Origin of the sequence: Mesorhizobium sp. M0587 (assembly GCF_040320945.1) — a bacterium.
Lineage (GTDB): Bacteria > Pseudomonadota > Alphaproteobacteria > Rhizobiales > Rhizobiaceae > Mesorhizobium.
Window position 1 is genome coordinate 54427 of sequence record NZ_JAMYQP010000032.1, and the last position, 22483, is coordinate 76909.

The window sequence follows — 22483 nt, forward strand, 5'->3', positions numbered from 1 at the left end:
AAACGGTGAACCGCTCTAACTCTTTGTTTCAACGCAATTCCCAAGGGAAAGCGCTGTGCGCTTTTCCCGGGAAAACCGTTTCACACTTTTCCTGGAATTGCTCCAGGGTGCATGCATCGTCTCCCACGACGACAAGAGAGGGAAGCGCAACCTCGCCGCATCTGCCGCGTTTGCCTATCCGAGGGAACATGATCCGATCGGAGGATATGGAGATGAAAACGCTTCTGACCATGACAGCCGCGGCCTTGCTCGCCGGCGCGCCCGCCGCGCTTACCCAATCCACCGCCCAAACGACGCCGTTGGCGACCGACAGCAAGGTCGACACCCAGACCTTCGTCAAGACGGTGCCCAGCGCCAACGAGTTCGAGATCGAGTCGAGCAAGCTGGCCGAGCAGAAATCCGCCTCGGCCGACGTCAAGGCCTTCGCCAAACAGATGATCAAGGACCACACCAAGGCCGGCGAGGACTTCAAGGCGGCACTCGCCCAAGGCCAGACCACCGCCTCGACCAAGCCGGCCGGCCCCGCGCTGCAGGCGAATGAGCAGGGCCAGCTCGATGAACTCAAGGCCGCCAGCGGCAAGGACTTCGACGGCAAATACATCACCATGCAGGCCGAAGCCCACAAGGATGCCGTCGCCTTGTTCAGCACCTACGCCAAATCGGGCGACGACCCGGCGATGAAGGAATTCGCCAAGAAGACCCTGCCGACGCTGAAGATGCACGAGAAGCACGTGAAGGAACTGGGTGCCGCGCATCAGGGTTGAGGGGAGCCTGCTTCCGTTGAGATACGGCGCGCGCGTCAAAATAGCGGTGTTGGCGCCGCCCCTCATTGCCCTGCCGGGCATTTCTCCCCGTATAACGACGGGGAGAAAAAAGCCTGCGCCGATGATTTCGCCAATCTCCTACGTTGCAGAACCAGCGCCTGCGTAGCGGCCAAGTCCCTTCTCCCCGTCACTATACGGGGAGAAGATGGCGGCAGCCAGATGAGGGGCGGCACCGGCCTATCCAGGAACGCTTGCTCAGCTCGTTCTGATTTGCTCGACCGCGGTTGCCAGCAGGTCTTCCATGGCGGCGCGTATCTGGGAATCCGACTGGGCGATGCCTGCCGCGTCGAAATCGGCGCGTACCTTGCGGAACACATCGTTGTCGCCTGCCTCTTCGAAGTCCGCGTGCACCACTTCCTTCGCATAGGCGTCGGCGTCCGCACCGGATTTGCCGAGCTTTTCGGCGGCCCACAGGCCGAGCAGCTTGTTGCGGCGCGCCATGGCCCTGAACTTCGTTTCCTCGTCCATCGCAAACTTCTTTTCGAAACCTTCCTGACGGTCTTTCATACTGCTCATCGTCTGCCTCGGGATGTTCGGGTCCATCTTCAGCCGATTTCCGCGGGAGGAGCGGCCGGGAGAGGCAAGAGTGGCGCGCATGGATGTCATTAACAAGGCCGCCGGCATCGAGCAACTCGCCGTGGCGCGGTGGCTGAAGGGCTCGTCCTTCGCCTACCCGATCGTCAATGCGCTCCACATAATGTCGATCGGGGCGCTGCTGACCAGCGTCCTCCTCATGGATCTCAGGATCTGCGGCGCCTTCCGCTCGCTGCCGCGCGCGGCGTTCGTCGCGCTGCTGCGCCGCACCGCGCTGGTCGCGTTCGCGGGCGCGCTCGTCACGGGCTCGCTGCTGTTCTCAGTCAAGGCGAGCACCTATGCGGCGATGCCGATTTTCCTCGCCAAGATGGTGCTCATCCTTGTCGCCGGCGTCAACTTCCTCGCCTTCACGCGCTTCCGGCCCGTGACAGGCGGCGACGAGCCGGCAGGCGGGACCGTTCTGCTTTCGATGCTGCTGTGGACCTCCGTGCTTTTCGCCGGACGGTTCATCGGTTTTTTCTGACCAAACCACGCGCCGGCACTGGCCTTCCCAAGCCGGGCGGATAAGCTCCCCCAAACCCAGGGAGCATCACCATGAAAAAGGAAGTCATCGAAGTGCCCGTCATGTCGGACAAGGTGCGGGCGCTCGGCCTGCCCTGTTCGACGGCGGTAAGGGCCAACGGCTTCGTGTTCATCTCGGCGACGCCGCCGGTGGACATGGTGACCGGCGAGATGGTGCGCGGCGACATCGAGGTGCAGACCGAGGCGTCGCTGAAGGCGCTGAAACATTGCCTGGAAGCGGCCGGCACCTCGCTGGAAAACGTGGTGATGGTGCGCATCTACGCCGTCAATTCCGGCTTCTACAACGCGATCAACCGGGTTTATGCCAGGTACTTCAGCGTCAACCCGCCGGCGCGGAGTTTCGTGCCGGTGGCTTCGTGGCCGATGGAGTTTGATATCGAGATCGAGTGTGTCGCGGTGGGGTGAGGGCTGGGCTCTTCCTTGTTCTCTTATGGAGCAAGGTGTTGCCGGAGGTGGCGGATTGGCAGAACGCTTCGTTTCCTCCAGCCCCCGATCTCGTTACGCTCTACAAACGGAGGAGGTACTTCACGCCTTCCAGCGTAGACCGTACGATCTCCGCGCGCTTTTACAAATTTCAGAAAGCGCCTATCAATAAGAAAGTACAAGCAAATCGGGAGGCGCGGTCGCGTGGTTGAGAAAGCAGAAAAATGGGATTTGACAGTACGCGGAGATACCGTGGAGCGTCTGTTTGCAAATTATCGTGACAGGCAATTTCTGGTAAATAGGTCATACCAGCGTAAGCTAGTTTGGACCTTAGATGAGAAGCAATTCTTTGTAGATTCCATATCCAATAGATACCCTGTACCTATCATACTCCTGGCTGAAAAATCATCGAAAGACGCTAAGGGATACGAAATAATAGATGGTCTTCAACGACTGAATTTCATATTTTGATTCATTGAAAATGAATACCAAATCCCAGATGGCTATTTCGATCTTTCGTCAACTGCCTTTACTAAACAATTGATGGATGAAGGCGTTATTAATCAAAACGAGCCTATACTTGCACGTCAGACGAGTGTGAATATTGCATCGTATGATATTCCGCTGTCGATATTTGAGGCGGAAAGCGATGAGCAAATTGAAGAGGTATTTCGTCGGATCAATTCTGGGGGGCGAAAACTGTCGAGGCAAGATTTGCGGACAGCAGGCGCTCTAGGAAAATTTGCCGAGGTTGTGCGGCGTATATCGATCGAAGTTCGAGGTGATGTATCTAGCGAAGTCCGTTTACCTTTGAATGACATGAAACAGATCAGCATCAACTCAAAAGGTTTGAGTTACGGCCTAGCTATTGAAGATATTTTTTGGGTTAAAAATGGAATACTGACAAAAGACCAAATTCGAGAGAGTCGAGACGAAGAGATTGTTTCTGATCTTATTGCGTACATGATATCGGATAACCCCCCTCCGTCAAGAAGCGAGTATATTGACGATTATTTCTCTCCTAGAGACAATGAAGCTTCTAAGACGCGCTATAGCGACATGGAAAACTCCATCCTAAAGTATGGAGATGACAATATAGTTTCGGATTTTATTTTAGTTCTAAATGATATTAGGACTTTGATGGAAGATGCCGGACTCACGTTTTCAGAAATGATTTTTGGAAAATTCACAGAGAGGGCGCCTAGGTATTTCCAGGTTCTGTTTCTGGCCTTTTTCCAATTGTTGATTAAAAACAACAAGAAAGTTTCTAGCTACGCAGACCTAGTTGGCCGGCTTAAAGGCATAGGGGAGAAGATCAATATTCCTGAAGGAGGGCGCTGGGGAGCTGAGGACCGTCACAACGAGGTCGTGCGTCAAGTAGCTGTTCTTGAAAAATCCTTTGTCGATTTGGAAGAGGGCGATCCTACCCGCAGTCGCTGGCTTACGCAGTTTGAGGGTATCCTAACGGCTTCGAAAACAGAGCAAGCCGCCTACGACTTCAAAATAGGCTTCATCCGCCTGAATGGAGAGGACAAATGTGATGAAGGAAGTTTCGACAAGGTGATGGAGACCTTGGTGGCCATGGCCAATAACGCCCCGAACAAGAGGGGATATGTTATTATTGGTGTTGCGGATAAGGATGCAGACGCGGCTAGAGTTCTGGAATTGTATGGGGTTAAAGCTATCGAATTTGCCAATTTTAAAATTACCGGAATAGACCACGAACAGGGGTTTGTTGGAGGTAATTTAGACAAGTACCTGATGACAATAACCAATAAAATAAAGCAGTCCGGCCTGTCGGAGCCTTTGAAGACGTATGCTCAAAAGAATATTCGGCTTATATCATACTACAGTAAGCATATAATTGTTTTAACTTCTTCTGGTCAATCTGAAGTAAGTAACTTTAATGGAAATTATTTTGTAAGAGAAGGCAACAAGAATTCTTTGGTAGACCCAAAGTCGCTGGCTACATTTATTCGCGCGTATGGGTAGTCAGCGCGACGGATGAGGGATATCGGCCGGATCGCCAACGCTTCGTGCTTCCAGTACTCCTCATCCGTCGCGGCGCTAGCTCGACGATGCACCTTTTCCCACGAGAAGAGAGGGAAGTAGACTTCAAGCAAAATACTCCTGCAACGGCCTGACCTCCAGGCTCCCCGCCTTCAGCGCGGCAATCGCTTCCGCCACCGCGGCCGCACCCGACAGCGTCGTGTAATACGGCACTTTCTGCATCAGCGTAGCCCTGCGCAGCGACTTCGAGTCCGACACGGCTTTCTGGCCATCCGTGGTGTTGAAGACGATCTGCACCTGGCGGTTGCGGATGGCGTCTTCGATGTGGGGCCGGCCTTCGAGCACCTTGTTGATCTTTTCGGCGACGACGCCGTTTTCGGCGAGGAAGCGGGCGGTGCCTGAGGTGGCCATCACCTTGAAGCCGAGGCCGGCGAGGCGCTTGACCGCCGGCAAGATGCCTTTCTTGTCTTCGTCGCGCACCGAGACGAACAGCGTGCCGGAGCGTGGCAGGTCGACGCCGGCCCCTAACTGGCTCTTGGCGAAGGCAAGCGCAAAATCGCGGTCGAGGCCCATGACCTCGCCGGTGGAGCGCATTTCCGGGCCGAGCAAAATGTCGACGCCGGGGAAGCGGGCGAAGGGGAAGACGGCTTCCTTGACCGCGATATGGCCGGGGTTCCTGGGGTCGGGCATGGCGCCGTAATGGGCGAAGGCGTCTTCCAGGCTCTCGCCGGCCATGATGCGGGCGGCGATCTTGGCAATGGGCCGGCCGATGGTCTTGGCGACGAAGGGCACCGTGCGTGACGCCCGCGGGTTGACCTCCAGCACGTAGACCGTGCCGTCCTTGATCGCATATTGCACGTTCATCAAGCCGCCGACATTGAGCGCGCGGGCAAGGCTGGCGGTCTGGCGCTCCAGCTCGTCAACCAGATCGGAAGGCAGCGAGTGAACGGGGAGCGAGCAGGCGCTGTCGCCCGAATGGATGCCGGCTTCCTCGATGTGTTCGAGAATGCCCGATACGAAAGTCGCCTTGCCGTCGCAGAGGCAGTCGACATCGACCTCGATGGCGCCCGACAAATAAGTGTCGAACAGCAGCGGGTTCTTGCCCAGCAGCGTGTTGATCTGGCCGGTCTTGTCGTTGGGGTATTTCTGCTTGATGTCCTCCGGCACCAGGCCGGGCACGGTGTCGAGCAGGTAGGATTGCAGCATGCCCTCGTCATGGATGATCTGCATGGCGCGGCCGCCGAGCACATAGGATGGGCGCACCACCAGCGGGAAGCCGAGCTCGCCGGCGACGAGGCGGGCCTGCTCGACCGAATAGGCGATGCCGTTCTTGGGCTGGCTGAGGTTGAGCTTGTGCAGCAGCTTCTGGAAGCGGTCGCGGTCCTCGGCCAGGTCGATCATGTCGGGCGAGGTGCCGAGGATCGGGATGCCGGCCTTCTCCAGCGCGTCCGCCAGCTTCAGCGGCGTCTGGCCGCCGAACTGGACGATGACGCCGACCAGCTCGCCCGAGGCCTGTTCGGCACGCAGGATCTCCAGCACGTCCTCGGCCGTCAGCGGCTCGAAATAGAGCCGGTCCGAGGTGTCGTAGTCGGTCGAGACCGTCTCCGGGTTGCAGTTGATCATGATCGCTTCATAGCCGGCGTCGCGCAGCGCGAAGGCGGCGTGGCAGCAGCAATAGTCGAACTCGATTCCCTGGCCGATGCGGTTGGGACCGCCACCGAGGATGACCACCTTCTTGCGCGACGAGACCTGCGCCTCGTTTGCCAGCGCGCCGGCGAACGGCACTTCATAGGTCGAATACATGTAGGCGGTGGGCGAGGCGAACTCGGCGGCGCACGTGTCGATGCGCTTATAAACCGGATGAACGTCGAGCTTTTCGCGAGCCTTCTGAATCACTTCGGCGTCTGTCTTCGTCAGCGACGCGAGGCGGGCGTCCGAAAAGCCCATCGCCTTCAGCATGCGCAGATTGACGGCATCCTCGGGGATGCCGTGCTCGCGGATACGAGCTTCCATGGCCAGGATGCCGGCAATCTGCTCGAGGAACCACGGGTCGATCTTGCACATGGCGTGCACGTCTTCCAGCGAGGTGCCCATGCGGATCGCCTGCGCCACCATGCGCAACCGGTCGGGCGTCGGCGTGCCCAGCGCGGCGCGAATGGCGTTGCGGTCGTCGGCATGGCTGGCGATCGCTGTCCCATGGCCGAGGCCGGGGATCTCGATCTCGTCGAGGCCCGTCAGGCCGGTTTCCAGTCCACGCAAAGCCTTCTGCAAGGATTCCTGGAAGGTGCGGCCGATGGCCATGACTTCGCCGACCGACTTCATGGCGGTGGTCAGCACCGGCTCGGCGCCGGGGAATTTCTCGAAGGCAAAACGCGGGATTTTCGTGACGACGTAGTCGATCGACGGCTCGAAGGAGGCGGGCGTCGCGCCGCCGGTGATGTCGTTCTCCAGCTCGTCCAGCGTATAGCCGACGGCGAGTTTCGCGGCGATCTTGGCGATGGGGAAACCGGTCGCCTTCGAAGCCAGGGCGGACGAGCGCGAAACGCGCGGGTTCATCTCGATGACCACCAGGCGGCCGTCGGCCGGGTTGACGGCGAACTGCACGTTGGAGCCGCCGGTCTCGACGCCGATCTCGCGCAGCACCGCGATCGAGGCGTTGCGCATCATCTGGTATTCCTTGTCGGTCAGCGTCAGGGCAGGGGCGACGGTGATGCTATCGCCCGTATGCACGCCCATCGGGTCGATGTTCTCGATCGAGCAGACGATGATGCAATTGTCCGCCTTGTCGCGGACGACCTCCATCTCATACTCCTTCCAGCCGAGCACGCTTTCCTCGATCAGCACTTCGGTGGTCGGCGAGGCGTCGAGGCCGGACTGGACGATGTCGTAGAATTCGGCGCGGTTGTAGGCGATGCCGCCGCCGGTGCCGCCCATGGTGAAGGACGGGCGGATGATGGCCGGCAGGCCGACATGGTCGAGCGCCTGGGCCGCGATCGCCATGCCATGGCTGATGTAGCGCTGCTTGCGGTCGCCTTCGCCGAGGTTCCAGCGCGTCTCCAGCGCGTCGAGCGCGGCGTCGAGATTTTCCGGCTTCTCGGCTTTCAGCGCGGCGCGCTCGGCCTCGTGCGTCTTGCGGTCGGCGTTCTTGACGTCGGTGGCGTTGGCCAGCATCGACTTCGGCGTCTCCAGGCCGATCTTCTTCATCGCCTCGCGAAACAGCGCGCGGTCCTCGGCCTTGTCGATGGCATGCGCGTCGGCGCCGATCATCTCGACATTGTAGCGCTCCAGCACGCCCATGCGGCGCAGCGACAGGGCGGTGTTGAGCGCGGTCTGTCCACCCATGGTCGGCAGCAGTGCGTCCGGCCGCTCCTTGGCGATGATCTTGGCCACCACTTCGGGCGTGATCGGTTCGATATAAGTGGCGTCGGCCAGTTCCGGGTCGGTCATGATGGTGGCCGGGTTGGAATTGACCAGGATGACGCGGAACCCTTCCTCCTTCAGCGCCTTGCAGCCCTGGGTGCCGGAGTAATCGAATTCGCAAGCCTGGCCGATGACGATGGGGCCGGCCCCGATGATCAGGATCGACTTGATGTCGGTGCGTCTTGGCATGTCGAAAAGTTCCGTTCGGCGGGCGGCTTGCACAAAAAACCGGGACGGGAAGACCCGGCCGGTTGTGCTCGCGATTCTGGTATCAGGCTAGGAGGGCCTTATAGGGAAGAGTTTTGCCCGATGTAACCCCGAAAATGAATGGGAGTAGGGGAGTAGGGCAGTAGGGCAGTAGGGCAGTAGGGCAGTAGGGCAGTCACTCCAGGCACTTCACATACTGCCTTACTGCCCTATTGCCCTACTGCCTTGCAAACCAAACGCCACGGCATCCGTGATCTCGAAGCGCTCTGAGACGCCGACGCGGATCATGCTCAGGCTGCCCTCGCGGGTGAAGCGGAACTCGCTGCCGGCGTCCGAGCCGGCCGGCAGGCCGCCATCGAAGGAGATGACGCGGGTGCCGCCATCGGGCCAGGTCACGGTGATGTCGGCCTTGTCCGAGCCCTTGTGCACGACGCTTGCCGCGCAAAGGGTCATGGGTTGGCCGACATTGCGTGCGCAGGGAATTTCGATAGCGCCGGGGACAAGAGCGGCCGGCGGGGGTTCAGCCGCCGCCAGCGCCAGTCCGTAGGCATCCAGCATGGCTGTGACGGCGGCGGATTTCATGGATTTTTCGGGGGCGGCCGGATCAGCCGCGCCGAGGCGCGCGGTGAGGTCGGGCGGCGGCGCCGGCGGCGGCTGGGCGGGAGCTTCGCCGGCATCGGTCGCGGCGGCTGCGTCCGCCGGCTGGTCGGGCACGGTCGCCGGATTGACAGGCAAGAGATAGCGCGCCGGCGTCCAGCCGATGGCCTTCGGATTGTCGGACTCGATCTTGCACCATTGACGCCCGCCAATATCGTTGCAGCCGAGGTTTCTCACGCTGGCGCCAGCGGCCAGACGGGCTTCGGTCTTGCCGATCGGCGATGGCTCGCTGCGGACGTTGAGCAGGTCGTCCGGCGCCAGCCCGGTGACGATGGAGATGAAGGGCGCCTCTTCGGCATGGAGCGCCGTCAGCAGCAACGGAACGGCGATCAATGCGTAGAGCGCTTTGCGAAGTGTAATTCGGCGCCCTGTCAGGCCGTGGCAGATAGATTGTATTCCCAAAGGCACCGCCAGACCCAAAACGCTGCCGCACACGAAGCCGGTTTTATAAGCGACGGCGCGGCGCCGTGTCTACAACCGAGATGATCGGGCCTTCTCGAAGCGCTGTGGAACGCCGGCGTTCAGCCCGGCATGAGCAAAGCTGGGTGTATGAATGCAAGTGCATTCAACTGGCGTTGAATGCAAGAGCGTTCAGCTTGACGGCACGAATGCAAGTGCATTCAGCCTGGCATGAATCCGGTGCGCAGTCCGTGGGCCCATTCGGGTCGCCCCGCCTGTTCGGCCTGGCGCGCGGCGGCCTCATGGTCGTAGTCGACCGCGATCGTTTCGAAACGGTCGGGCCGTCCGGCGCTGCCCAAGGTGATGATGCCGTAGCGCGCGTGCGGCGAGCCCTGTTCGGAAACATGCGCCGGCGGCGTCGAATCGTCGTAGGCGGGACAGCCGATGCTGCCCGGGTTGAAGATGACCGGGCCGTCGGGGATGCGGATCAGCTCGGCGCGGTGGCTGTGGCCGCACAGCGCGATGCGGCAGGGGTCGAGCGCCTTCAGCCGCCGCCGGATCGCAGCCAGCGGCGCGCGCATCAGACGGCCATCGGCGATCGTATCGAGCAGGTATTTCTCGTCATGGTCGGGGCGGGCGTGGAAGGCGATCACGCCGGGCGCGATCTCCAGCGTCAGCGGCTGGGCGAAGAGCACCTGGCGCTGCGCCTCCGTCAGGCGTTCCTGCGCGTAGACGTCGGAAGCCCACATGGTCTCGTCGGCCGGATCCACGGCGACGCGGCGGTCATGGTTGCCGCGCACCGTTGGCAGGTTCAGCGCTTGCAGCCGGTCAAACGTCTCGCGCGGCCATAGCGGGCCGGAAACGCTGTCGCCGAGATTGACGGTCAGGTCGGCACCGCCGCGTTGGCGCAGATCGTCAAGCACGGCGTCGAGGGCGAGCACGTTGCCATGGATATCGGCGAGGACGGCAATGCGCATTTTTGGGAGGCTCCGTAGGTTCACAAATGGCTGGTCAGAAAAGCAAACCTATCGGGACTTGGGTTCCTCGCCCTACGGGAGTGTCGCTTCGCGAGGGAGAGGACAGCTTTAAACCGGCACTTCCAAATCATGGCCGCCAACCGCCGGCAGCGCGGGGTCGTCGCCGGCAGCGGCAATGACGCTGTCGAGCAGGCCGGGGAAGCGGGCGTCGAGGTCGGCGCGGCGCAGCGTGATCATGCGGTTGGTGCCGACCACCTCGGCGCGGGTGACGCCGGCCTCGCGCAATTTGGCCAGGTGATAGCTCAGATTGGTCTTCGAGCCGAACTCGAGGAACTGGCTGCAGTTCAACGGCACGCCCTGCTTGCTGGCGAGATAGCGCACGATGGCGAGCCGCGTCGGATCGCCGAGCACGCCAAGCACGACCGGCAGGCTGATCTGGTCCGTATTGGGGTGGGGCAAGGTCATGGCTGGAACCTAAGCGCAGTTCCGACCGATTTCAACGCGTCTGTCCCGTCCCGGCCGTACATCGTTCCTCCGTTTCGCGGCCGCGCTGGCCCAGCTGCTGACACAGTGCTGTCAGGATGGTTCTGCTATTTTTCCCTGGCTCATTGACAGGATGCCTTGTTATGTCCAATTGTTCAATAACCTTTGAACTAAGGACATTCCCATGGACAAGCGTCTCTTCTGGCTTGCGCTCGGATCGTTCACGATCTCGACCGAAGGTTTCGTCATCTCCAGCCTTCTGCCCGACATCGCCCGGGATGCCGGCATTTCCATCCCGCTCGCCGGCACGCTGATCACCGCTTTCGCGCTCGCCTATGCGATCGGCACGCCGGTCCTGGCGACGCTGACCGGCGAATGGGACCGGCGCCGTGTCATCCTGTGGACGCTGGTGTTTTTCGTCATCGGCAACATCGCAGCGGCGATGAGTTCTTCCTTCGAGATCTTGCTGATCGCGCGCATCGTCATGGCGCTGTCGTCGGGCCTGTTCGCGGCGACCGCGCAAGGCACCGCGGTGGCGCTGGTCGACGACCATCACCGGGCCCGCGCCATTGCCGTCGTCGTCGGCGGAACCACGGTGGCGGTCGCGGTCGGTGCGCCGCTCGGCGCGCTGATCGCGGCGATCGCCGGCTGGCGCGGCACGTTCTATGCCATTGCCGGCCTTGGCGCGCTGGCCGGCGCCATCCTGTGGTACCGGCTGCCGCGCGGCATCGTCGGCACAAAGCTGCCCTTGAAGCGCCGGCTGGCGGCGGCGATGCGGCCCGGCGTGATGCCGATCCTGGTGACGACATTGCTGGCGCTGATTGGCGCCTTCAGCGTCTTTGCCTATGTCGCGCCGCTCGCCATCGAGGGCGGCGGGCTGAGCCAGATCGCGCTGCCCGGCATGCTGCTCGCCTTCGGCATCGGCGCCGTTATCGGCAACATTGCCGGCGGCCAGGCGGCGGACCGTTTCGGCGCCACCCGCACCGTCGGCTGGTCACTGGTGCTGAGTGCCGCCATGCTGGTCATGCTGTCGGTCATCCCGACCTTCCTCCCGCGACACATCGCCGGACCGGCGCTGATGGCGATGATGGTGCCGTGGGGCATCGTCGGCTGGGCCTTCCCGCCGGCGCAGGCCAGCCGCATCATCAAGCTCGCCCCGGACGCTGCCCCGATCGTGCTGTCGCTCAACGCCTCGGCACTCTATCTCGGCGTGGCGCTCGGCGCGGTGGTCGGCGGCGTAGTGCTTCGCTTTGGCGCGCCGGCCGATCTCGGCCTGGTCGCGGCAGTTTTCCCGATCATCGGGCTCGGCATCATACTGGCCGGCCGGATGCTGGCGAGGCCAGTTGCCATGCCTGCCGAGTAGACCTTGCTGAAGCCGTCGGCCAGCTCAGGCCGGCGGCCGGTCGAAATCCAGCGCGGCGATCTCGTCCAGTGCGGCGGGAGCGCCGACCCAAGCTCTGCAAGGCGCGCTGTTCTCGTTCAGGACAAAGAAGCTGCCGCGGCGTTTGCCTCTACGCCGACCGCCACATCGGAATGATCGATGCGGCAAGCACCAGGCCAAGCACGATGTTGAGCGCGCGCCATTGCCACTCGGTCTTGAGCAGGCGGGCAAGCAGCATGCCGGCCACGCACCACAGCGACAGCGAGGCAGCCGCCGCAAGGCCAAAGGTGGCGCCGAGCAGCAGTGCAAGCTGCATCGGTCCGCTGGCCAGTGCCGCGAACGAGGCCGCGGCGCCCAACCCCATGGCCCAGCCCTTCGGGTTCATCCACTGGATGCCGGCGCCGCCGAGAAAGCTATTCGGCTTGGCCATGGTCACCTCCAGATCGGGCGGCCCGCTGCGGCCGATCTTGATCGCCAGCCAGACGAGATAGAGCGAGCCGGCGATCTTCATCGCCAGTTGCAGCGAAGGCAGGGCAAGCAGCAGGCCGGCAAGCCCGGCGGCGGCGGCGGCCGTCACGGTGGCGAGGCCGGCGGCGCTGCCGATCAGCAAGGGAACGGATCGGCGAAAACCGAACTGCGCGCCGGACGCCGTCGACAGTGTCGTGGCGATGCCGGGCGTGGTGGTGGCAACGATCGCAAACAGGACGAGTGGAATGATGGGCTCGATCATGCGGCTTCCTCTGAAGCGTCGATGCGCTTTTGTTCATGCGAAGGCTGCATCGTAGCCACATGCTAACTTCAGTAAATGCAATGTTTGCCATGGTCGGCATTAGCAAGCATAATGCCGGCTATGCGAAATCTCGATATGGCGCTGATCCGTACCTTCGTCACCGTCGCCGACAAGGCCAGCATGACGGCGGCTGCCAACGCGCTGCACCTGACGCAGGGCGCCGTCAGCCAGCAGGTCAAGCGGCTGGAGGAGGCGCTCGGCTCCAGCCTGTTCGAGCGCGACCGGCGCGGCCTGCGGCTGACCCGCGCCGGCGAGCGCCTGTTCGGCAAGGGCAAGCGGCTGCTTGGCCTCAATGACGAGATCTGGACCGAGATGGCGGGCACCGCGGTGGCCGGCCAGGTGCGGCTCGGCGTGCCCTACGACCTTGTCGGCACCTTGCTGGCGCCGGTGCTGAAGGCCTATGCCGAGACCTATCCGCAGGTCGAGATATCGCTTGTCTGCGCCTCGTCACCGGAGCTGACGGCGGCGCTCGCGGCCGGAACCATCGACCTTGCCGTGATCGAGGAACCGGTCGGCCCGACGGCCGGCGAGTGCCTTGCCGTCGACCGGCTGGTGTGGGTAGGCGCCAAAGGCGGCGTTGCCCGGGCCAAGCGGCCACTGCCGGTCTCGATCGTCGCCGACACCTGCGCTTTCCGCCCGGCGGTGCTTTCGGCGCTCGGCGAGCATGGACTGGAATGGCGCACGGTGTTCGAGAACGGCAACATCGATGCGACGACGGCGACGGTCCGTTCGGACCTTGCCGTCACCGCCTGGCTGGCCTCCACTGTACCGCCCGATCTCGACATATTGCCGTTCGAGACCGGCCTGCCACCGCTGCCGAATTTTTCGATCAATTTGCACCTGCCAGGGCATGGCGCGGCGCCGGCCGTGAAGGAATTCGCACGGCATATACGCGACGGGCTGGCGCGGCGGCCACAGGCGGCTTGAGAGGCAGGATCTGGGTTCCTCTCCCCGCCCCGGGCAGGGCGAGGAACCCAGGTCGTGCTACTTCCAGTTCTTGCGCCGCTCGAGCTCGGCATCCGACGGCTTGTCCTGGGCGAATGACCCCGTCTTGATCTCGCCCGCGCGCTCGTATGTCGCCATGATGACGCCGGTGCTGGAAGTCTGCGACTTGGTAAGCTTGAAGGCGGCCGGCATCGCGTCATCGCCGAACAGCCGCTTGCCCTTGCCCAGCAACAGCGGGAAGATCATCAGCCGGATCTCGTCGATCAGCCCGTTGGCGAGCAAGGTCTGGATCAGATTGCCCGATCCCTGGATGAGCAGGTCAGGTCCATCTTCCTGCTTGAGGCGGCGCAATGTCGCGACGATATCCGGCCCAAGCGATTGCGTGTTCTGCCAGGTGAGTGAATCCGGCCGATGCGTCGCCACATATTTGGTCGCAGGGTTGAAGGCATCCGCGATCGGATCTTTCTGGTACGGCCAGTAAGCGGCGAAGATGTCGTAGGTTCTGCGGCCGAGCAGCAGGGCAAAGGGCTTGGAGAATAATTCATCCATTGCCGCGCCCGCCACCTCGTCAAAGTAGTGGAACGTCCAGCCGCCGAATTTGAAGCCGCCGACCGGATCCTCTTCCGGGCCGCCCGGCGCCTGCATGACGCCGTCGAGGCTGACGAATGTCGCGGCGATGATCTTTCTCATTTGTGCTCTCCTGTTGTGTCCATCCACGCCGTCGCGGCCGGACTATGGCCCAAGGACGGACGGCCCGCACCGGTTCCGACAGGGTCCAGGAAATTTTGGGCAAGCACGCCATTGCCGCGTCAGTTGCCGGGTTTGGCGCCAAGGGCTTTCGACGAGAACCAGACGTCGCCGAAGATGGCGGTGGCGGTGTGGTCCGGCGCCCTGTCGCTCGTCAGCCAGATCGAACGGCTGCGTACGGCCTGCCCGCGTGTCGGGATTTTCGCCGCGAGATCCGTGACCGAGGCACCGAAGCATGGAATGAACCAGGAGCGCATGAACGGGTCGCAGGCAAAGCCCTTTTCGGTGCGGGTCACCATCACCGCCAGCGGCACGCGTTCGGCCGGACGCCAGGGGAAGATCATGCGGCCGCCGGGGCGCAACGCCTTCAGCCATGCGGCCGGGGGTGCCGCGACGCCGGCGTTGACATACACAATGTCGGACGGCGGCAACGACGCCGTGACGGCATCGCCATGGACGACGGTCGCATTGGCGTAGGGTTCGAGATTTTTGCGCGCGAGGCCGGCCAGGTCTTCATCGAGTTCCAGGGCGGTCACAGTGCCGCCGGGTGAAACCAGCCTGGCCAGCAAAGCGGTGTAGTAGCCGGTGCCGGCGCCGATATGAGTGACGGCCTCGCCGGGTTCCGGTGCCAGTTTTCCGATCCACATGGCGTGCAGGAACGGCTCGCCATTGTTGATGCCCTTGTCGGTGTCGAGCGCCACCAGCACGTTCTGGTAGATGTGGACCGGATCGGCGCTTGGCGTCGTGACCACGCCTCTGCCGGCAATCACCCTCCATGGCCCGGGGCCAAGAAAGGCTTCGCGCGGCACCTCGGCGAAAACCTCCTCCAGGCGCGGATCGGGTGAGCCGGCATTGGCGGCCATGAGCCGCGCGTAGAAGCTCCTGATGTCTTCGATCCTGGCCATGACGGAGGAAGATAGCGCGGATTGATTTGCCGCGGAAACTACCTCCTCAGCTGACCCCGAACATCGTGTCGTAGAGCAGCTTGAAGTTGAGCACGAGGATGACCGCGGCGACGATCCAGGCCAGTGCGGCGACGCCGCGCGGAATGGCAAGGCTGCCCATCTTCTTCCTGTCGGATACGAACTGCACCAGCGGGACGACCGCGAAGGGCAGTTGCATCGACAGGATCACCTGGCTGAACACCAGCAGCTGGCCGGTGCCCTTTTCGCCATAGAGCGCGGTGACGATCACCACCGGGATGATGGCGAGGCCGCGCGTCAGCAGCCGGCGCGCCCATTGCGGAATGCGCAGCCGCAGGAAACCTTCCATGACGATCTGACCGGCCAGCGTCGCGGTCACCGTCGAGTTCAGGCCCGACGCGAGCAGCGCCACGGCGAACAGGATCGAGGCGATGCTGAGGCCCAGCAGCGGCGACAGCAGCTCGAAGGCCTGGCCGATCTCGGCGACATCGTGATGGCCGGTGTCATGGAAGGCGACGGCCGACACGATCAGGATGGCGGCATTGACGAACAAGGCCAGCATCAGGGCGATGGTGGAGTCCGTGGTTGCCCATTTGATGGCGTCGCGCTTCCCGGCTTCGGTGCGTTCATAGGCACGGGTCTGCACGATGGAGGAGTGCAGATAGAGATTGTGCGGCATGACCGTGGCGCCGATGATGCCGATGGCGATGTAGAGCATCGCCGGATTGGTGACGATTTCGGACGACGGCACGAACATGGCGTGCAGGATCGTGCCGGCGGGCGGGGCGGCGACGAATATCTGGATGGCGAAGCAGCTGAAAATGACGATCAGCAGCGCGATGACGAAGGCTTCCAGATAGCGGAAACCCTTGTTCATCAGGAGCAGCACGAGGAAAGCATCGAGCGCGGTGAGCATGGCGCCGCCGATCAGCGGAATGCCGAACAGGAGCTGCAGCGCGATCGCGGTGCCGATCACCTCGGCGAGGTCGCAGGCGATGATGGCGAGTTCGCAGGCGATCCACAGCACGAAATTGACGGGACGGGGATAATAGGCACGGCAGGCCTGGGCGAGGTCGCGGCCGGTGGCGATGCCGAGCCGGGCGGCCAGCGCCTGAAGCAGGATCGCCATCAGGTTGGACAACATGATGATGAACAGCAACGTGTAACCGAACTGGGCGCCGCCGGCGAGGTCTGTCGCCCAGTTGCCGGGATCCATATAGCCGACCGAGACCATGTAGCCCGGACCCATGAAGGCGAACAGGCGACGGAACCAGACGCCCGAACTCGGCACCGCGATGGAGGAATTGACCTCGCGCAGGCTGGGCTGGTCGTCCTCGTCCCGTCTGGCGAAATGCCAAGCGGACCGGGGGGCTGTGACTTCTGCTTCTGACATGGAAGGGCTTTCCGCGGCCTTTGGAGATGCCTTTAATCTACGCTCGGGCTCAACATTATGCAATATGCTATATTTCATTGTGTATGCTTTTTGCCGAGGCGGACCAATCCTGCCAAACGCACAATTGCGGACGCCGGTTGCACCTCTCGTGGAATGCAAATAAACGGCCTGAAGAATCAGAGCCCGTGCTATGAAAGCGTGGACGGCCAAACTCCCGGAAGGATCGCGCATTGGCGCTGAAGAACAGACCGGTCCCGCGCGAAAAGCCGCTGCCTGACGCCGACGTTCATTCGGAAGGCTTCCGGCACACGCGCGAAGCGCGCCGCAGTGCGCTCGTCGAGGACTATGTCGAGCTGATCGCCGACCTGATCGAGGACGGCAACGAGGCGCGGCAGGTCGACATCGCCGCACGGCTCGGCGTCGCCCAGCCGACGGTGGCCAAGATGCTGACCAGGCTGTGCGCCGACGGGCTGGTGTCGAGGAAACCCTATCGCGGCGTGTTCCTGACCGATGCCGGCCGCAAGGTCGCCGAGGAAAGCCGCATCCGCCACCAGACGGTGGAAGCCTTTTTGCGTTCGCTCGGCGTCAGCGCCGAGACGGCGCGCATCGATGCCGAGGGCATCGAACACCATGTCAGCGCCGAGACGCTGGAAGCGTTCCGCAAGGCGATGACGGCGCGCTGAGGACTTTGCCAGGCTCGATTCCTCACCCACGGGCGGAGCGGCGCTTCGCGTTCGTTTCGCCCGTGGATGACGAAGACCGTTGGTCTACCGGAACGCAGTCTCGGCCAGTGCGCTGAAACCGCCATGCCAGCGCGGCGGCGGCCGCGAAAAATGCTGTGACTTGGGATTGTCGTTGGGATAATTGTTTTTCGGGTTGAACCGGCCTTACCGGAACAACGGAAGCGCGAGGAGTTGCCATGCTCTGGAGAGGCCGTCGTCAGAGTGACAATGTCGAGGACGCCCGCAGCGACAGCGGCGGTGGGCTGGGCGGTGGCAGCCCCGGCCAGTTTCGCATCCCGATCGGCGGTCGCGCCGGTGGCGGTTCGAGCATCTTCCTGGTCATCCTGGTGGTGCTGGCCGGCTGGTATTTCGGCTTCGATCCGTCGACGATCCTGGGCGGTGGCGACGGCGGACTGCTGCCAGGCGGCGGCGGCCAGATCACCGACAACAGCGGCGGTCAGGACGGCGGCACGGGTACACCCGCCAGCGACGAGATGAAGCAGTTCGTGGCGACCGTGCTGGCCGAGACCGAAGACACCTGGACCGGCATCTTCAAGTCGCAAGGCTTGACCTATGAGGACCCGAAGCTCGTGCTGTTCAGCGGCCAGGTTCGTTCGGCCTGCGGCTTTGCCTCGGCGGCCGCCGGACCCTTCTATTGCCCAGGCGACCACAAGGTCTATCTCGACATGACCTTTTTCCAGCAGCTCGACCAGCAGTTCGGTGCCTCGGGCGAGTTCGCGCGGGCCTATGTCATCGCACATGAGATCGGCCACCACGTGCAGAACCTGACCGGCATCATGTCAAAGTTCAACCAGATGCGGCAAAGCATGGGCGAGGCCGAGGCCAACCAGATGTCGGTGCGCATCGAGCTGCAGGCCGACTGTTTCGCCGGTGTGTGGGCGCACTACACCGGGCAGAAAGGCATATTGGAGCAGGGCGACATCGAGAGCGCGCTGAACGCCGCCAAGCAGATCGGCGACGACACGCTGCAGAAGAAGATGCAGGGCTATGTCGTGCCGGAAAGTTTCAACCACGGCACCTCGCAGCAGCGGCAGACCTGGCTGGCGCGCGGCTACAAGAGCGGCAAGCTCTCGGACTGCAACACGCTGAGCGGGCCGATCTGAGAGACTGTTTGGAAATTCCACTCAGGCGGCTATCCGATGGCGTTCTGCGCGCTCCCGCGGTGCCGCGCGTCCTTCGGACCGCAAGGCTGATCTGACCGCGAGGGCGTCGTCAGGGAATGTCAGGATGATGAACATCTTGGTTGTTCCCGTATTGTTCTCTGCGCTGGGATCGCGTATAAGGTGGGTCCCCTAAAGCGCGTCACGTTGAAACGAATTTGGTCGACGCGCTTTAGGTCTTTGTTTTTGTGCATGTCGTTGTCCCAAATCGCTACGCATTTTTTGGGCGACAGCCCAGGGCGGTCAGAGGAGCTTGACCCATCATGATCGACCCCAGAACCGCCAGGCGGGGCCTTGCGCTCGTTTTCACCACGCTGCTGCTCGACATTATCGGCTTCGGCATCATCATGCCGGTGCTGCCGGCCTATTTGCAGGAATTGACCGGCGTCGGCATCAGCGAGGCGGCGATCGAGGGCGGCTGGTTGTTCTTCGTCTATGCGGCGATGCAGTTCTTTTTCGCGCCGATCATGGGCGGCTTGAGCGACCGGTTCGGACGGCGGCCGATCCTGCTCGCCTCGGTGCTGACCTTCTCCATCGACAATTTGATCTGCGCCGTCGCCTGGTCCTACCCCATGCTGTTCATCGGGCGCGTACTGGCCGGCATTTCCGGCGCCAGCTATTCGACCACATCGGCCTTCATCGCCGACATCTCGAACGATGAGAACCGGGCGAAGAATTTCGGCCTGCTCGGCATCGCCTTCGGCGTCGGCTTCGTCATCGGGCCAGTGCTCGGCGGGCTGCTCGGCACGTTCGGACCGCGGGTGCCGTTCTATTTCGCCGCCGGCCTTGCCTTGGTGAATTTCCTCATCGCGCTGTTCCTGTTGCCGGAAACGCTCGATGAAAAGCACCGCCGCCGCTTCGAGTGGAAGCGCGCCAATCCGGTCGGCACGCTCCTCCAGATGCGCCAATACAAGGGCATCGGCTGGATCGGGCTTGTCTTCTTCCTGATGACGCTCGGCCACATGATGTATCCGGCGGTATGGTCGTTCGTCTCCAGTTACCGCTATGGCTGGAGCGAGCAGCAGATCGGCTTCTCGCTCGGCGCGTTCGGCCTGTGCGGCGCGATCGTCATGGCGACGGTCCTGCCGCGCGTGATCCCCAGGCTTGGCGAGTGGAGGACGGCGGTGATCGGCCTTGCATTCACCGCGCTCGGTGCCTTCGGCTACGCCTTCGCGTCGCAAGGCTGGATGATCTACGCGGTGATCGTCGTCGGCTGTCTCGAAGCGCTGGCCGACCCGCCGCTCAGGAGCCTCGCCGCCGCCAAGGTGCCGCCTTCGGCACAGGGCGAACTACAAGGCGCCATGACGTCGATCTTCTCGATCACCTCGATCGTCACGCCGCTGCTCTACACCGCGATCTTTTCCTGGTTCACGGGGCCGAACGCGCCCGTGACCTTCGGCGGCGCGCCCTATCTGGTCGGCGCGGTTTTCCTGACGCTGGCGCTCATCGTCTTCGTCACCAAAGTGGCAAGGCCCGTGACACGCGCAAGCGTCACGACCTCGGACGATCGAGTACAGGTATGAGCCGTGGCGGGCCGGGAGCAGACTAGAATTCGATCCATTCACCGGGAACATCCAGCGCCTTCGCCAGCATCGCGCTTGTCTGCGCCGAGGGTTTGCGGCGATTGGACTCGAGGTCCGACAGGAAACCCTGGCTGACATCAATGGCAGCAGCCAATTCGGCTTGCGTCAGCTGGCGCCAGTTGCGCAGCGCCTTGAGCCGGCTGGAGCCACGCAAGATGTCCATGGTCACGTCAGCGGGCAGGGCTTTTTCGGTTTGAAACTCGGCCTTGCGTTCATCGTAGATCGCCGCATCCGCGGCGTCTTGGAGGGCTTCTTCCGCTACATGGACGTCTATCTCTTTGCGCATGTCGCCGCCCCTAAAACCGCGTGGCGCTATTGCGCGACGCCTCCTAAGCCCGCTCCGCCAGCAATTCCTCGCCGCGCTTTTCGCGGATCAAATTGACGAAGCGGCGGAACAGATAGTGCGAGTCCTGCGGGCCGGGCGAGGCCTCGGGGTGATGCTGGACCGAGAACACCGGACGGCCGGTGAGCGTGATGCCGCAGTTCGAGCCGTCGAACAGCGAGACATGGGTTTCCTCGACACCGACCGGCAGCGAGTCGGCGTCGACGGCAAAGCCATGGTTCATCGACACGATCTCGACCTTGCCGGTGGTGTGGTCCTTGACCGGATGGTTGGCGCCGTGATGGCCCTGATGCATCTTGGCGGTCTTGCCGCCGAGCGCCAGCGCCAGCATCTGGTGGCCGAGGCAGATGCCGAACACCGGAATGTCTGTCTTCAACAGGTCCTGGATGACCGGCACGGCATAGTCGCCGGTGGCTTCCGGATCGCCGGGGCCGTTGGAGAGGAAGATGCCGTCCGGACGCATGGCGAGGATCTCCTCGGCGCCGGTCTTGGCCGGAACCACGGTCACCTTGGCACCAAGACCCGCAAGCAGGCGCAGGATGTTGCGCTTGACGCCATAGTCGATGGCGACGACATGCATGGAGGGCTGGTCCTGTTCGCCAAAGCCTTCGTCCCAGACCCATGGCGTCTCGCGCCAGACCGAGGATTGGCCTGACGTGACTTCCTTGGCGAGATCGAGCCCGACCAGCCCCGACCATGCGGCGGCGCGCTGCTTCAGGTCGTCGAGGTCGAACACGCCGTCCGGCGCATGCGCGATGACGGCGTTGGGCGTGCCCTTTTCGCGGATCAGCGCGGTCAGCGCGCGGGTGTCGATGCCCGACAAAGCGACAATGCCGCGCTTCTTCAGCCACTGGTCGAGGTGGCCGGCGGCGCGGTAGTTGGATGGGTTGGTGACGTCGGCCTTGAACACGGCGCCGACGGCGCCGGCACGGGCGACCGGATTGAGGTCCTCGATGTCCTCGTCATTGGTACCGATATTGCCGATATGCGGGAAGGTGAAGGTAACGATCTGGCCGGCATAGGAGGGATCGGTGAGGATCTCCTGATAACCGGTGAGCGCGGTGTTGAAGCACACCTCGGCGACGGCGGAGCCGGTGGCGCCCAGGCCGCGACCCTCGATGACGGTACCGTCGGCCAGCACCAGAAGGGCGGTCGGCTTTTGCGTGGCCCAGGCGGGCGTCATCTCGGCCATGGCGGCACTCCTATCAGGCTGCGCGCTTCATCCGGCCCGGCGGGCCGTCCGCGCAGCAAATGGCGCAAAGCGGCGAATTCGCGGCTTCCACGCACTCAAGCTTCAGTTCATGCAAGGCCCAGTACATAGGGGAAGGGGGCAGAGCGGTCAATGACGATGCGAAATGCGGCCGCGATTTATTTCATCAAGCAATATCATGGGCTTGGGCCATAACATCAGGGTTTGCGTTGGCTTGGCCCCGGCGCTATTGTCCGCGCCGACCGAAGGAGAATGCACGATGCGCGGAAAAATCGCCGAATCCCTGAAGAGCGCGATGAAGGCTCAGGACAAGCACCGGCTGCCGACATTGCGGCTGATCCAGGCCGCCATCCACGACCGCGACATCGCCAATCGCGGCGCCGGCAAGGAGCCGGCCAGCGACGAGGAGATCCTGCAGATCCTGGCCAAGATGGTGAAGCAGCGCGAGGAGTCCGCCAAGGCGTTCGAGGACGGCAAGCGGCCGGAACTCGCCGCGCAGGAGCGCGGCGAGATGGAGATCATCCGCGATTTCCTGCCGACCCAACTGGACGACGCCGCCATCGCGGCGGCGGCGCGCGAAGCGATCGCGGCGACGGGTGCGGCCAGCCAGAAGGACATGGGCAAGGTGATCGCCGCGCTGAAGCAGAAATATGCCGGCCAGATGGACTTCGGCAAGGCAAGCGGCATCGTCAAGGGGTTGCTGCAGTAGGGCCTTTCCTACCACGTGTAGCGATGCTCAGAAGTCTGAC

At 62.7% G+C, this 22483-nt stretch carries 22 protein-coding genes; 11 read left to right on the forward strand and 11 right to left on the reverse strand.

Annotation, left to right across the window (positions count from 1 at the left end; genetic code table 11):
* The first annotated feature begins 212 nt into the window (after positions 1 to 212).
* Complete coding sequence (locus NKI49_RS24640; protein WP_352606941.1) at positions 213 to 764, forward strand: DUF4142 domain-containing protein; 552 nt, start codon at positions 213 to 215, stop codon at positions 762 to 764.
* Between the two features lie 255 nt (positions 765 to 1019).
* On the opposite strand, the gene NKI49_RS24645 is transcribed toward NKI49_RS24640, so the two are convergent.
* On the reverse strand, positions 1020 to 1340 hold the full coding sequence (locus NKI49_RS24645; RefSeq protein WP_027026735.1) for a DUF1476 domain-containing protein: 321 nt from the start codon (positions 1338 to 1340) through the stop codon (positions 1020 to 1022).
* A gap of 79 nt (positions 1341 to 1419) precedes the next feature.
* Here NKI49_RS24645 and NKI49_RS24650 point away from each other — a divergent pair, with 79 nt between their 5' ends.
* The 4 genes from NKI49_RS24650 to NKI49_RS24665 all read left to right on the forward strand — a co-directional run bounded on the left by NKI49_RS24650 (position 1420) and on the right by NKI49_RS24665 (position 4355).
* Positions 1420 to 1881 (forward strand): DUF6644 family protein, encoded by a 462-nt coding sequence (locus NKI49_RS24650; RefSeq protein WP_352606939.1) that lies wholly within the window; start codon positions 1420 to 1422, stop codon positions 1879 to 1881.
* 71 nt (positions 1882 to 1952) lie between these two features.
* Complete coding sequence (locus NKI49_RS24655) at positions 1953 to 2345, forward strand: RidA family protein (RefSeq protein WP_140721848.1); 393 nt, start codon at positions 1953 to 1955, stop codon at positions 2343 to 2345.
* 270 nt (positions 2346 to 2615) lie between these two features.
* On the forward strand, positions 2616 to 2834 hold the full coding sequence (locus tag NKI49_RS24660; protein WP_352695797.1) for a DUF262 domain-containing protein: 219 nt from the start codon (positions 2616 to 2618) through the stop codon (positions 2832 to 2834).
* A 72-nt stretch (positions 2835 to 2906) separates the two neighbouring features.
* Positions 2907 to 4355, forward strand: coding sequence for a hypothetical protein (locus NKI49_RS24665; RefSeq protein WP_352606934.1), 1449 nt, complete (start codon positions 2907 to 2909; stop codon positions 4353 to 4355).
* Between the two features lie 123 nt (positions 4356 to 4478).
* Here NKI49_RS24665 and carB read toward each other — a convergent pair whose 3' ends face one another.
* The 4 genes from carB to NKI49_RS24685 form a co-directional block, all read right to left on the reverse strand.
* The gene (gene carB, locus NKI49_RS24670; RefSeq protein ID WP_352606932.1) at positions 4479 to 7982 is read right to left on the reverse strand and encodes a carbamoyl-phosphate synthase large subunit; all 3504 of its coding nucleotides are present in this window, start codon (positions 7980 to 7982) and stop codon (positions 4479 to 4481) included.
* A 219-nt stretch (positions 7983 to 8201) separates the two neighbouring features.
* On the reverse strand, positions 8202 to 8990 hold the full coding sequence (locus NKI49_RS24675) for an SH3 domain-containing protein (protein WP_502899606.1): 789 nt from the start codon (positions 8988 to 8990) through the stop codon (positions 8202 to 8204).
* A 287-nt stretch (positions 8991 to 9277) separates the two neighbouring features.
* The gene (locus tag NKI49_RS24680; protein WP_352606928.1) at positions 9278 to 10033 is read right to left on the reverse strand and encodes a metallophosphoesterase family protein; all 756 of its coding nucleotides are present in this window, start codon (positions 10031 to 10033) and stop codon (positions 9278 to 9280) included.
* A gap of 108 nt (positions 10034 to 10141) precedes the next feature.
* The gene (locus tag NKI49_RS24685; RefSeq protein WP_352606926.1) at positions 10142 to 10498 is read right to left on the reverse strand and encodes an ArsR/SmtB family transcription factor; all 357 of its coding nucleotides are present in this window, start codon (positions 10496 to 10498) and stop codon (positions 10142 to 10144) included.
* A 202-nt stretch (positions 10499 to 10700) separates the two neighbouring features.
* Between NKI49_RS24685 and NKI49_RS24690 the strand changes: the two genes are divergently transcribed.
* Positions 10701 to 11879, forward strand: coding sequence for an MFS transporter (locus NKI49_RS24690; RefSeq protein WP_352606923.1), 1179 nt, complete (start codon positions 10701 to 10703; stop codon positions 11877 to 11879).
* A gap of 148 nt (positions 11880 to 12027) precedes the next feature.
* On the opposite strand, the gene NKI49_RS24695 is transcribed toward NKI49_RS24690, so the two are convergent.
* The gene (locus tag NKI49_RS24695; protein ID WP_352606921.1) at positions 12028 to 12627 is read right to left on the reverse strand and encodes a LysE family translocator; all 600 of its coding nucleotides are present in this window, start codon (positions 12625 to 12627) and stop codon (positions 12028 to 12030) included.
* Positions 12628 to 12747: 120 nt separating this feature from the next.
* Between NKI49_RS24695 and NKI49_RS24700 the strand changes: the two genes are divergently transcribed.
* Positions 12748 to 13614, forward strand: a complete 867-nt coding sequence (locus NKI49_RS24700) for a LysR family transcriptional regulator (protein WP_352606919.1) — start codon at positions 12748 to 12750, stop codon at positions 13612 to 13614.
* Between the two features lie 57 nt (positions 13615 to 13671).
* On the opposite strand, the gene NKI49_RS24705 is transcribed toward NKI49_RS24700, so the two are convergent.
* The 3 genes from NKI49_RS24705 to NKI49_RS24715 form a co-directional block, all read right to left on the reverse strand.
* Positions 13672 to 14322 carry a dihydrofolate reductase family protein gene (locus NKI49_RS24705; RefSeq protein ID WP_352606917.1) on the reverse strand — a complete coding sequence of 217 codons (651 nt, stop codon included), beginning with the start codon at positions 14320 to 14322 and terminating at the stop codon, positions 13672 to 13674.
* A gap of 119 nt (positions 14323 to 14441) precedes the next feature.
* Positions 14442 to 15284, reverse strand: a complete 843-nt coding sequence (locus NKI49_RS24710; RefSeq protein WP_352606915.1) for a protein-L-isoaspartate O-methyltransferase family protein — start codon at positions 15282 to 15284, stop codon at positions 14442 to 14444.
* Positions 15285 to 15330: 46 nt separating this feature from the next.
* A complete protein-coding gene (locus tag NKI49_RS24715; protein ID WP_352606913.1) occupies positions 15331 to 16695 on the reverse strand; it encodes an Nramp family divalent metal transporter in 1365 nt (454 codons plus the stop codon).
* A gap of 230 nt (positions 16696 to 16925) precedes the next feature.
* Here NKI49_RS24715 and mntR point away from each other — a divergent pair, with 230 nt between their 5' ends.
* The 3 genes from mntR to NKI49_RS24730 all read left to right on the forward strand — a co-directional run bounded on the left by mntR (position 16926) and on the right by NKI49_RS24730 (position 20121).
* Complete coding sequence (gene mntR, locus NKI49_RS24720) at positions 16926 to 17378, forward strand: manganese-binding transcriptional regulator MntR (RefSeq protein WP_352606911.1); 453 nt, start codon at positions 16926 to 16928, stop codon at positions 17376 to 17378.
* 236 nt (positions 17379 to 17614) lie between these two features.
* Positions 17615 to 18541 (forward strand): KPN_02809 family neutral zinc metallopeptidase, encoded by a 927-nt coding sequence (ypfJ, locus tag NKI49_RS24725; RefSeq protein ID WP_352606909.1) that lies wholly within the window; start codon positions 17615 to 17617, stop codon positions 18539 to 18541.
* Between the two features lie 320 nt (positions 18542 to 18861).
* Positions 18862 to 20121 (forward strand): TCR/Tet family MFS transporter, encoded by a 1260-nt coding sequence (locus NKI49_RS24730; protein WP_352606907.1) that lies wholly within the window; start codon positions 18862 to 18864, stop codon positions 20119 to 20121.
* A 22-nt stretch (positions 20122 to 20143) separates the two neighbouring features.
* Here NKI49_RS24730 and NKI49_RS24735 read toward each other — a convergent pair whose 3' ends face one another.
* Both NKI49_RS24735 and carA read right to left on the reverse strand, forming a co-directional pair.
* Positions 20144 to 20467: a helix-turn-helix domain-containing protein gene (locus NKI49_RS24735; protein WP_352606905.1), complete on the reverse strand. Its 324-nt coding sequence runs from the start codon at positions 20465 to 20467 to the stop codon at positions 20144 to 20146.
* Positions 20468 to 20510: 43 nt separating this feature from the next.
* Entirely contained in the window at positions 20511 to 21716 is a 1206-nt protein-coding gene (carA, locus tag NKI49_RS24740) for a glutamine-hydrolyzing carbamoyl-phosphate synthase small subunit (protein WP_352606903.1), read from the reverse strand.
* A gap of 277 nt (positions 21717 to 21993) precedes the next feature.
* On the opposite strand from carA, the gene NKI49_RS24745 reads away from it, so the two are divergent.
* Positions 21994 to 22443, forward strand: a complete 450-nt coding sequence (locus NKI49_RS24745) for a GatB/YqeY domain-containing protein (RefSeq protein ID WP_027026753.1) — start codon at positions 21994 to 21996, stop codon at positions 22441 to 22443.
* Positions 22444 to 22483: the final 40 nt, after the last annotated feature.